The sequence below is a fragment of the Caballeronia sp. LZ035 genome, from assembly GCF_031451175.1.
Lineage (GTDB): Bacteria > Pseudomonadota > Gammaproteobacteria > Burkholderiales > Burkholderiaceae > Caballeronia.
Genome location: NZ_JARUXS010000001.1, coordinates 1,900,376 through 1,911,372, shown reverse-complemented (window position 1 = coordinate 1,911,372; position 10,997 = coordinate 1,900,376). Strand labels below are relative to the sequence as shown.

Here is a 10,997-nt window from a genome sequence, read left to right as displayed (position 1 = left end):
GGGGGGACCCCCCCGCGCGCGCGCGGGCGCTGGCGCCGCCGCGGCCCCGGCGGGCCCCCCGCGGGCCCCCCCCCGCCCCCCCCCCCCCCGACCGTGTAGGCGAGCGTGGTCAGACGCTGCCTGTAGCGGCCCGGATTGTCGAGATCGAACGCGAGCCCGGCAAAGGACAGATCGCGCGTGAGGAAGTAGCGAATGTAGGCGTCGCCCTGCGAAAAAAGATAGCCGTTTGCGGCGAAGGTCGGCGGATTGAGTAGCGTCGGCGAATCGCCGAGACCGAGCGCGCTCGTGAAATCGACGCCCTGGAACACGTTGTAGCCGGGATAGCGGACCACGTTATAGGCGAGCGCGTACGGCAGCGTGAGTCCGTCGCGCAGGGTTTCGAGCGTGTCGATCTGCGGGTCGGACAGACAGCTGTCGCGCAAGGACGGACGCTGCCCGTTCGTGCAGCGCAATGACGCGATGATCTGCGGCTCCAGCTTCCTGCACGCCTCGACATTGCTGACAATGCCATCCGCGGCGCCGTCGAGCTTGTCGCATTCATGCACGACGGTTTCGAACACGCGCCGCTGCTGCGCCAGTCCGACAAAACCGCCCGGCTTCGCATATGACGACTGGCCGACCTTCACGCCCATCAGCCGCACGCCCGAGAAGTTGATCGCGGGCGCGTTGGCGATGACGCCGTCATAGTCGTTCGGGAAGCGCTCGATCACCGTGAAGCCTTCGCGTCCGCCGGTCGAGCCGCCCGCGAAATAGGTTTTCTCGGGCGTGCGGCCGTAGCCCATCTGGATCAGCGCGAGCGCGACGTCCCGGGTTTTCTTCAGATGCCCGAAGCCGAAGTTGACGATGGCCTCGTCGTTCATGGCGAAGTCCGCGCGTCCCGAGTTGCCCACGTGGCCCGAGTCCGAGCCGAAGGTCGCATAGCCGCGCGCGAGCGGCGTCGAATCGGGCGCGAACGGCATCGGCTCGGTGCCGGACACGATGGTCCCGTTGTAGCCGCCGCCGCCCATCTGCAACGCGCGGCCGTTCCAGCGGCTGGGCAGGTTCACCTCGAAGCGGATGTCCGGCGTCGTGTCCTGCAGCGCCTTGATGAAGCCGGTGATGCGGCAGTACTCGCCGTTGCGGTTGCCGGGCGCCGCCGCCTTCACGACCCACGCCGAGACGATGGTCGCGCCGCGCGTCGGCAGACCGATGATCGATGCAGGCACCTGCTTGCCTTCGAGATCGTCGCAATGCTTCGTCAGATAGGCTGCGGCATGCGCGTGACCGAAGGCCGCGAGCATGAGCGTTGCGAAGCAGGCGCGCAGGCGCCACGGAGCGGAACAGAGAGAGCGTAAAAGGCGGAACACGTCGTGGAGGGGTTGCGTCAAACGCCGCACACTATAAAAGAACAAATTGTTGCCGGCCATCGGGCGCCGCGGGTCGTGACGGAGGCATCACCCGCGTGCCGATGCATTGTGCTGGTCCTGTGTTCATTCGCCATCCCATTTCCCGCGCAGGTCGCTGTCCTGCAGAAGCTGTAGCAAGGTTTCGGCCGGACGGCCCGGATGTTTCGAGCCGAACACGATGAATTCCACTTCCGGCAACACGGGAAGCTCCGTGCGGTTCACCGGCGGGGCCAGGCCGCGCGCCGCGAGAAAGTGCGAGCGCACGGTCAGCCCGAGCCCGCCGCGCGCGGCCGCAATGCATCCCGCGTGGCTGCTGCTGGTGCAGACCATCTGCCAGCTCGCACCGGTCATGGCTAGCGTATCGAGCACGAGGCCGCGCGTGACGCTCGGCTCCGCTACCAGGATCAGCGGCAGCGGCTGGCTCGTGTCCACCACAGTGCCGGTCTTCGCGAGCCATTCCAGCCGCCCGGAAAACAGCCGCGTGCCGCGCGGATCGCCGAGCCGGCGCTTGCCGACCGCAAGATCCAGTTCACCGGCATCGACCATCTGATAGAGCCTGCCCGTCATGCCGATGGTGATTTCCAGCTCGACATCCGGATGCGTGTCCCGGAACGCGGCGAGCACGCTGGGCAGCGGTCCGAGCGCCAGATCGTCCGACGAACCCAGCCGCACCCGCCCGCGCAGGCGCGGCGAGCTGAACTGCGACTGCGCGTGCGCCATCGCCTCCAGGATCACGCGGGCGTGGATCAGCATGGCTTCGCCGTCGGCGGTGAGCGCCAGCGAATGCGTGTCCCGCACGAACAGACGCCGCCCGACACTCTCCTCCAGCCGCCGGATATGTTCCGACACGCTCGACTGCCGCAGACCCAGTTGCCGCCCAGCGTCAGTGAAACTGTGCGACGCGGCCACTGTCGCGAAAGTTGTCAGCCAGACCGGATTGAGCATGCGCCATTGTGATCGCTAAATCCGATTGCAGTCAATGCGGCCAGCGAGCTTCCCGATGACGCGCCGATTCACTAACATGTCACAGTGCGCGCAGGAAGCGGCCTTTCGCCGCCCTTTCGATGCCGCGCCGTTTGTCCTCATCTCCCCCACATGACCAAAGAGTCTTCGCACACGGCGCTTTTATGGATCGTCGCCGTGGGCTTTTTCATGCAGACGCTCGACACGACCATCGTGAACACGGCGCTGCCGTCGATCGCCCGCAGTCTTCATGCCGCGCCGCTCGCGATGCAGTCAATCGTGGTCGCCTACACGCTCACCATGGCGCTCCTGACGCCCGCGTCCGGCTGGCTCGCAGACCGCTTCGGCACGCGTCTGGTCTATTCGGTATCGATTGCGCTGTTCGTCATCGGCTCGCTCACCTGCGCGAGCGCGCATACGCTCAATCAACTGGTGCTGGCGCGCGTGCTGCAAGGAATCGGCGGGTCGATGCTGCTGCCCATCGGCCGCCTCGCCGTGCTGCGCGCGGTGTCGGGGGAAGCCTACGTGTCGGCGCTGGCAATGATTTCCGTCGCCGGCCAGATCGGCCCGATCCTCGGTCCGACGCTCGGCGGCTGGTTCGTCGAATCCTTCTCGTGGCACTGGATCTTCCTGATCAACGTGCCGATCGGCGCGCTCGGCATCTACGCCGTGCAGCGCTTTCTGCCGAACGACGCGGTTCACGACGTGCCGCCGTTCGACTTCGTCGGCTGTGGCTTGCTGTCGCTGTGCATGGTGTCGTTCTCGCTGGCGCTGGATTCTCCTGTCGATACGCATCGCGGCGCCGTCTCGGCGGCCCTGTTCGCGCTCTCGATCGTGTCGGCGCTGGCGTATATCCCGTACGCGCGCCGCAAGCGCAACCCGCTGTTTCATCTCGGGCTGTTCAGCGAGCGCAACTTCAGCGTCGGGCTGGTCGGCAACCTGGTCTGCCGGATCGGCTCGGCCGCCGTGCCGTTCCTGCTGCCGCTGCTGATGCAACTCGAACTCGGCTACAGTCCGCTGCATTCGGGCCTGATGATGCTGCCCATCGCGATTGCCGGCACGATCAGCAAGCGCTGGATTCCCGGACTCGTGAAGCGCTACGGCTACGACACCTTCCTGCTGGTCAACACGGCGCTGGTCGGCGCGTCCATCATGGCGTGCGCGCTGTTCTCGCCTTCCCTGCCGCTTGCCATCGAAATCGCGATTCTCGCGTTGTTCGGCGCGTGCAACTCGATGCAGTTCGCCGCGATGAACAGCGTCACGCTCAAGGGGTTGTCGAGCAAGGACGCGGGCAGCGGCAACAGCCTGTTCTCGATGGTGCAGATGCTGGCGATCGGCCTGGGCGTGTCGATCGGCGGCTCGCTCGTGCAGGTGTTCCAGGGACCGTTTTCGACCTCGACGGGCTTCCGCCTGAGTTTCGCGTGCATGGGAATGGTCACGCTGTTGTCGTGCCTCGTGTTCCGCCGGCTCGAAGCGGCGCCGCGCGGCACGCCTTCCACACGCGCCGCTGCCCGCAACGCCTGAGCGCCGGACGGGCTAAGCTGTTGGTCTGATTGCTTCATCCATTTTCGGGAGCACAACCTTGCAATACGGCAAATTCGGCAACACCGGCCTCACCGTCTCGCGTCTCACGCTCGGCACGATGACGTTCGGCCTGCAAACCGGCGAAGACGTGTCGCGCAGCATCATGGATCGCGCTGCCGAGGCCGGCGTCAATTTCATCGATACGGCGAATGTCTACCCGCTCGGCAGCGGCCACGATCTCGCGGGCCGCACCGAGGAGATCGTCGGACGCTGGCTGAAAGGACGGCGCGACGACTTCGTTCTCGCCACCAAGGCGGTTCATGAGATGGGGCCGCACGCATGGCAGAAAGGCGCCTCGCGCAAACATCTGCTCGATGCCATCGACGCGTCGCTCAAGCGCCTGAACACCGACTACGTCGATCTCTACCAGCTGCACAACGACGACCGCGACACCCCGCTCGACGAGATGCTCGAAGCCCTCGACACCATCGTGCGGCAGGGCAAGGCGCGTTATATCGGGGTATCGAATTTCTGGCTTACCGGCTCGCGCGGGCGCTCGGCCGCTCGGATGTCCGGGAGCGGGCGCGATTCGTGTCGGTGCAGCCGCGCTATAACCTGCTGTTTCGCCAGATCGAGCGGGAACTGCTGCCGCTCGCGACGGAGGAAGGTCTCGCTGTGATTCCGTACAACCCGCTTGCGGGCGGTCTGCTCACCGGCAAACACAGTTACGGCGCGGGCCCGGGCGAAGGCCGTTTCAGCGCGGCCGTCGGCAAGGCGGGCGCCATGTACACGCAACGCTACTGGCACGAGCGCGAATTCCACACCATCGAGACGATCAACGAGATCGTCGCGCCGACCGGACGCTCGCTCGCGAGCACGGCGCTCGCGTGGGTGCTGGCGAATCCGGCGGTGACGTCGGCGATCATCGGCGCGAGCCGGCCGGAGCAACTGACCGAAACGCTTGCCGCCGTCGACAAGCCGCTCGATCCGGACATCAAGGCGAAACTCGATGAAGCGACGGCCGAGTATCGCTATGGCGATGCGTTGCGCTAGAGCACGCGCGGCGCCCGTTCACAGGCGCGCGGCGCGCGCCCGGTAAAAGCCTTCCAGCGAGTACAGCGCGAGCGCGGCCCAGATCGCGCCGTAGCCGATCAACTCGTCGTGGCCGAAAAACTCCTGATAGATGACGACGCCGATCAGCAATTGCAGCGTCGGCGTGATGTACTGGATCAGGCCGAGCATCGACAGTGGAATGCGCCGCGCGCCCGCCGCGAACAGCAACAGGGGCACGGCGGTGACCGGCCCCGCCGCGGCGAGCAGAAGCTTCACGCCAGCCGATGCATGCCCGAAACCGCTGCCGCCATGCGCGTTCAGAAACAACAAATACAACAGCGCGACGGGACACAGCAGCATGGTTTCGAGCGTCAGTCCTTCCAGCGCGCCGAGCGAGGCGGTCTTGCGCAGCAGGCCATAGCCGCCGAAAGTCAGCGCCAGCGCGAGGCTGATCCACGGTGGCGCGCCATTCACCCAGGTGAGCCACACGACGCCGAGCGCGGCGACGGTCACGGCGATCCACTGCACGGGTCGCAGCCGTTCATGCAGGAACGCCATGCCGAACAGCACGTTGACGAGCGGATTGATGAAGTAGCCCAGGCTCGCCTGCACGATGCGCCCGTCGTTGACCGCCCAGATATAGATGCCCCAGTTCGCGGAAAGCAGGACGGCGCTGGCCGCGAAGCGCGCCAGCAGGCGCTTGTCGCGCAGCACCGGGCCGAGCCATCGCCACTGGCGGCGCAGGGTCATCACGATCAGCAGGAAGAGCATCGACCACGCCATCCGGTGCGCCAGCATCTCGACCGCGCCGATGGAATGCAGCGCCTTGAAGTAAATCGGAAACAGCCCCCAGATGGCAAAGGCCGAGAATGCGTAGACGACGCCTGGATTCATGATTCGATGCGTTGCGCGGAAGCGGTGCGGACGGACGGTCGGTTTTTCGTTTGTTCGTACTGGCCGGCTTGCCGTCGGACGGAAAGCGATCCGCAAGGAATGGAAGCCGGATTTTAGTCGACAAGTAAGCTTGCGCTCCAGCAGCAATTGCCGGGTTTGGTAAATCGTTCCGAACCCTTGGCGGTTTTGGCGCTCGAATCAGCGCATCCGGGACGCATGCAAGCGCATGACAGCATGGCTCGCTTCTTGCTCCCCGCTTGCCTTTCCGTGCAATTCGGCGCCATCGCCCTGCCCTTTGGTCACACGCTCGCGAATGAACAATCAAACGACTCATCAGAACTTCTTCCATATCCTGCTGTTCGTCGTCACGGTGGCGCTCGCCTGGGTGTTGCTGCCGTTTTTCGGCGCCATCTTCTGGGGGGCGATTCTCGCGATCCTGTTCCAGCCCATGCAGCGTTATCTGGCGGCGCGCTTCGGCAAGCGTCGCAACCTCGCCGCGCTGACGACGTTGGCCGCAGCCATTTTGATCGTGATCATTCCGCTGGCTGTCGTGATGGTGACGCTGGTGCAGGAAATTGCGCTGGTTTATTCACGCATCAAGAGCGGCGATCTCAACTTCGGGCTGTACTTCCAGCATGTGCTGCATGCGCTGCCGGTGTCCGTCCAGCAGTTGCTCGGGCGCTACGGGCTGGACGATATCGTCGGCGTGCAGCGCAAGCTCATGGAAGGCGCGACCCAGATCAGCCAGTTCGCGGCCACCCAGGCGCTCTCGATTGGACAGAACACGTTCCAGTTCGTCGTGAGCTTCGGCGTGATGCTGTATCTGGTGTTCTTCCTGCTGCGCGATGGCGGTGAAATCGGTCGGCGCATTCGCCGCGCCATTCCGCTCGATGCCGAGCCGAAACAGCATCTGATTGCCAAGTTCACGACGGTCGTGCGCGCGACCGTGAAGGGCAATATCGCGGTGGCTGCCGTGCAGGGTTTGCTGGGCGGCTTGATCTTCTGGATCCTGGGCATCAGCGGCTCGCTGCTGTGGGGCGTGCTGATGGCGTTTCTCTCGCTGTTGCCGGCGGTCGGCGCGGCGATCGTGTGGGCGCCGGCAGCGATCTATTTCTTCATGACCGGGCAAGTCGTCAAGGGCTTGATCCTCGTGGTGTTCTGCGTCGTGGTGATCGGGCTCGTGGATAACGTGCTGCGGCCGATCCTCGTCGGCAAGGACACGAAGATGCCCGACTGGGTCGTGCTCATTTCCACGCTGGGCGGGATGGCGTTGTTCGGGATCAATGGCTTTGTCATCGGGCCGCTGGTGGCGGCGCTGTTCATGGCCAGCTGGGATCTGTTCTCGCAGGATGAAGCGGGGGCGTAGTTACCTCAGGGGCAGGCGGGAGGTCGCGTTGCGAAGGTCATCGGCGCGTGCGGTGTTGAGGGAAGCCGCGCACGCCAGTTGCCGGATGTCGTGAGTGTTGCCGGCTGCGCCGCCGCTGAGGGACGCGGTCAGCCCGCATTGCGCTGTGCGGTATTGACTGAAGGCACGGTTTGCCCGCACAAGATTCTCCTGAGCGGTTCGAATGTAGCGATCGTCTTCATCCCATCGCGACAGAGCCCGGGCAGCATCACGCTCGGCGTTGGCCAGCTTCGACTCGCTTTCAGCGGCCTTGGCGGCGAGGCAGTCCCGCATTCCCGCTTGCGAAGCGTCACTGCACGCCAGGCGCAAATCGTGGTCGCTTTGAACGGCAGCCAATGGTGCAGTTGAGATGAACGTCGACCAGATTGCCAGGCTCAAGGTGGATCCAGATATTTTTCTTTTCATTTCGTCGGGCTATCGGCTGCATGAATCAAGGCCAGTTTTCGCTCGTTGAACTGGATCACCGCGCTGGATCACCGCCCCCGCTTCATCCTGACAAAGAACGCGTGTGCCGTTCACCGGATTTTTCTGAATCCCACGCAGAAGGTGTTTTGCAAACCGCAAATGAAAAGCCGGCTTTACTTGCGTAAAGCCGGCTCTCATCGACCAGTCACCCAGCCTGTCAGCGCCCCTCCGGCGCTACATACCGGCACTCGAACCGCTTCCTCACCGTCCCGTTCTCATCGACGCTTTCCAGATACACGTCGAACTGCCACAAGCGCGCCATGTGCTTGAGCACTTCGTCGCTGTCATTGGCCAGATGACGGTTGTCTGTCATGAAGTGACGCAGCGTCAGACTGCGGTCACCCCGCGTGTTCACCGCATACACCTGGATATTCGGCTCGCGATGATGGATGTCGTATTGCCTCGACAGCGCTTGCCGAACATATCGGTATCCGCTGCCATCGTGAATGGCCGAGACCTCGAGCGCATCGCGCATGTCATCGTCGAGAATCGCGAACAAACGCATTTCGCGAATCAGATGCGGCGACAGATACTGCGCAATGAAGCTTTCGTCCTTGAAATTGCGCATCGCGTAGTGCAGCGATTCCAGCCAGTCGCTGCCGGCCAGTTCCGGGAACCACTCGCGGTCCTCGTCCGTCGGATTTTCGCAGATGCGGCGAATGTCGCTCATCATCGAAAAGCCCAGCGCGTAAGGATTGATGCCGCTGTAATAAGGCTTCGTCACCGGCGGCTGATACACGACGTTCGAATGCGAATGCAGGAACTCCATCATGAAGCCGTCCTCGAGACGGCCTTCGTTGTAGAGCGTGTTGAGCAGCGTGTAGTGCCAGAACGTCGCCCAGCCTTCGTTCATGACCTGCGTCTGCCGCTGCGGATAAAAATACTGCCCCACTTTGCGAACGATGCGGATGACTTCCCGCTCCCACGGCTCCAGCAACGGCGCGTTTTTCTCCGCGAAGTACAGCAGGTTTTCCTGCGGCTCGGGCGGATAACGGCTTTCGTTTTCCTCGGCGGTTTGTGCTTTGCCCTTCGGCAGCGTGCGCCAGAGTTCGTTGACCTGCGACTGCGCGTACGCTTCGCGCTCACGCCGCATCGCGGCTTCCTTCGCCAGCGAAAGCTTCTGCGGACGCTTGTAGCGGTCCACGCCGTAGTTCATCAGCGCATGGCATGAGTCCAGCAGTTCTTCCACCCGGTCCAGCCCGAAACGCTCCTCGCATTCCGCGATGTAATTCTTCGCGTACACGAGGTAGTCGATGATCGCGTGCGCGTCCGTCCACAGACGGAACAGGTAATTGCCCTTGAAGAAGGAGTTGTGCCCGTACGCGGCATGCGCGATCACGAGCGCCTGCATCGTCATGGTGTTTTCTTCCATGAGATACGCGATGCAGGGATTCGAATTGATGACGATCTCGTACGCGAGGCCCATCTGCCCGCGCCGATAGCCCTTTTCGGTCGAGAGGAAGTGCTTGCCGAACGACCAGTGCCGATAGTTCACCGGCATGCCGACAGACGCGTAGGCGTCCATCATCTGCTCGGAGCTGATGATTTCCAGCTGGATGGGATAGGTGTCGAGCCCGTAGCGATTGGCGACACGGGAGATTTCGGCGTCGTACTCCTCGATCAGCTCGACGCTCCAGTCTGACGGGCACGGCAGCGGCCGCCGTTTCTCTGCAACATTCATCCTGCTTTCCTCGTGCGTCGCCGCGGACGCGTTGCGTTGCCAGATGCCGGGTCCGGCCGGGATAGGACACGATCACAACACGATCGTCCGTGCCTTCCCACCGAACCGCGCGACTCGATTCGCGTAATGCCGCAGATTACGCCGCGGCCTGCTGCTTCTCGAACAGTTCGCGGAATACTGGATAAATGTCCGCGGCCGAATCCACCTTCTTCATGGCCAGCTCGGGCGCGCCGAGCGCGAGCTGGGCATATTCCAGCCAGAGATTCTGCTCCTCTGGCGCAACTTGAATATAGGCAAAATACCGGACCTTCGGCAGGATGTCATCGGCAAGCAGCTTGCGGCACTTGGGCGAGTCGTCTGTCCAGTTGTCGCCGTCGGAAGCCTGCGCCCCATAGATGTTCCATTCGGACGGCGAATAGCGTTCGTCCATGATCTTCTTCATCAGTTCGAGCGCACTCGACACCACGGTTCCGCCGCTTTCGGTGGAGTGGAAGAACGTGTCCTCATCCACTTCTTCCGCACGCGTATGGTGCCGGATGAACACGACCTCGATCTTCTCGTAGTTCCGCTGGAGGAACAGATACAGCAGGATGAAGAAGCGCTTGGACAGGTCCTTGCGCTGCTCGTCCATCGAACCGGACACGTCCATCAGGCAGAACATGACGGCCTTGCTCGACGGCGTCGGCTGCTTGACGCGGTTGATGTAGCGCAGATCGAAGGGGTCGATGAACGGAATCCGCGTGATCCGGCCCTGGAGGATCACGATCTCCGCTTCGAGCCGCGCGATTTCTTCCGCGTCGCCCTTGTCTTCCTTCAATTGTTCGAGTTGTCGCTCCATCTCGCGCAACTGCGCCGAGAGCGGAAAACCGAGCGCGATTCGACGGCCCAGCGCGCTGCGCAGCGAACGCACCACGTCGATGTTGTTCGGCGTGCCTTCCGCCGCCCAGCCCGCACGCACGTTCTTCCAGGTGGGCACGGCGAGCAACTGGGTCTTGACGAGGCGCGGCAGTTCGAGGTCGTCGAAGAAGTACTGCATGAACTCTTCGCGCGACAGCTCGAACACGAAGTCATCCTGCCCTTCGCCCTCGTTGCTGGCGCTCTTGCCGCCGCCGCCCGCGCCGCCCGGCGGACGGGGAATCTTGTCGCCGCGAATGTAGTCGGCGTTGCCCGGATGGACGTACTCGCGCTTGCCGCCCGGTCCATGACGGAACGACGGCTCGGAGATGTCCTTCTTGGGGATGGTGATGCTCTGGGTGCTTTGAATGTCCTTGATGCTGCGATCGCGCACCGCGTCGGACACCGCGCGGCGAATGTAACTCTTGACGCGTCGCAGAAAGCGCTCGCGATTGGCGATGCTCTTGTTCTTGCCGGCTAACCTGCGGTCGATGATTTGGTGCAGCACATCCAGTCTCCCGCGTAATGGGCGAGATGGCGAGGCGCTGCGTGAGCCTTCCAACGGTCGCAGCGTCTCTGACTCGCAAACTGTCCACTGAGCCGGCCGGCGCAATCCTCACGCCCGTACGGCCAGTGACATCATAACTCCCGCGCTGCGCGGGACCGGAACCGGACGCAGGCGCCCGTTCCGGTCGATCGGTGCGTGCCCCCAGGAAGAGCTGACGCGCACCTT

General features: G+C 63.5%; 8 protein-coding genes and 1 pseudogene. 3 read left to right on the top strand and 6 right to left on the bottom strand.

Going from position 1 to position 10,997, the window contains the following annotated elements:
- Both QCE88_RS09100 and QCE88_RS09095 read right to left on the bottom strand, forming a co-directional pair.
- Positions 1-1,280 (bottom strand): tannase/feruloyl esterase family alpha/beta hydrolase (locus QCE88_RS09100; protein ID WP_409018073.1); only part of this gene is annotated, 1,280 nt, incomplete at its 3' end.
- Positions 1,281-1,469: 189 nt separating this feature from the next.
- Positions 1,470-2,330 (bottom strand): LysR family transcriptional regulator, encoded by an 861-nt coding sequence (locus QCE88_RS09095; protein ID WP_309901113.1) that lies wholly within the window; start codon positions 2,328-2,330, stop codon positions 1,470-1,472.
- A 150-nt stretch (positions 2,331-2,480) separates the two neighbouring features.
- Between QCE88_RS09095 and QCE88_RS09090 the strand changes: the two genes are divergently transcribed.
- A complete protein-coding gene (locus QCE88_RS09090) occupies positions 2,481-3,872 on the top strand; it encodes a DHA2 family efflux MFS transporter permease subunit (protein ID WP_309901110.1) in 1,392 nt (463 codons plus the stop codon).
- A 58-nt stretch (positions 3,873-3,930) separates the two neighbouring features.
- A pseudogene (locus QCE88_RS09085) lies at positions 3,931-4,925 on the top strand (aldo/keto reductase).
- 18 nt (positions 4,926-4,943) lie between these two features.
- On the opposite strand, the gene rarD reads toward QCE88_RS09085, so the two are convergent.
- On the bottom strand, positions 4,944-5,819 hold the full coding sequence (gene rarD / locus QCE88_RS09080) for an EamA family transporter RarD (RefSeq protein WP_309901108.1): 876 nt from the start codon (positions 5,817-5,819) through the stop codon (positions 4,944-4,946).
- Between the two features lie 313 nt (positions 5,820-6,132).
- On the opposite strand from rarD, the gene QCE88_RS09075 reads away from it, so the two are divergent.
- Positions 6,133-7,185, top strand: a complete 1,053-nt coding sequence (locus QCE88_RS09075; protein ID WP_309901106.1) for an AI-2E family transporter — start codon at positions 6,133-6,135, stop codon at positions 7,183-7,185.
- On the opposite strand, the gene QCE88_RS09070 is transcribed toward QCE88_RS09075, so the two are convergent.
- From QCE88_RS09070 to QCE88_RS09060, 3 genes are all read right to left on the bottom strand, one after another.
- Complete coding sequence (locus QCE88_RS09070; protein WP_309901104.1) at positions 7,186-7,602, bottom strand: lysozyme inhibitor LprI family protein; 417 nt, start codon at positions 7,600-7,602, stop codon at positions 7,186-7,188. It lies immediately after the preceding gene.
- A 244-nt stretch (positions 7,603-7,846) separates the two neighbouring features.
- Positions 7,847-9,370 (bottom strand): SpoVR family protein, encoded by a 1,524-nt coding sequence (locus QCE88_RS09065; RefSeq protein ID WP_309901102.1) that lies wholly within the window; start codon positions 9,368-9,370, stop codon positions 7,847-7,849.
- Positions 9,371-9,506: 136 nt separating this feature from the next.
- Complete coding sequence (locus QCE88_RS09060) at positions 9,507-10,772, bottom strand: YeaH/YhbH family protein (protein ID WP_309832268.1); 1,266 nt, start codon at positions 10,770-10,772, stop codon at positions 9,507-9,509.
- Between the last annotated feature and the right edge of the window lie 225 nt (positions 10,773-10,997).

What these genes read in the sequence shown, in the direction of transcription:
- QCE88_RS09095 (WP_309901113.1), bottom strand. Translation starts at nt 2,330, where the DNA reads ATGCTCAATCCGGTCTGGCTGACAACTTTCGCGACAGTGGCCGCGTCG.
- QCE88_RS09090 (WP_309901110.1), top strand. Translation starts at nt 2,481, where the DNA reads ATGACCAAAGAGTCTTCGCACACGGCGCTTTTATGGATCGTCGCCGTG.
- rarD (WP_309901108.1), bottom strand. Translation starts at nt 5,819, where the DNA reads ATGAATCCAGGCGTCGTCTACGCATTCTCGGCCTTTGCCATCTGGGGG.
- QCE88_RS09075 (WP_309901106.1), top strand. Translation starts at nt 6,133, where the DNA reads ATGAACAATCAAACGACTCATCAGAACTTCTTCCATATCCTGCTGTTC.
- QCE88_RS09065 (WP_309901102.1), bottom strand. Translation starts at nt 9,370, where the DNA reads ATGAATGTTGCAGAGAAACGGCGGCCGCTGCCGTGCCCGTCAGACTGG.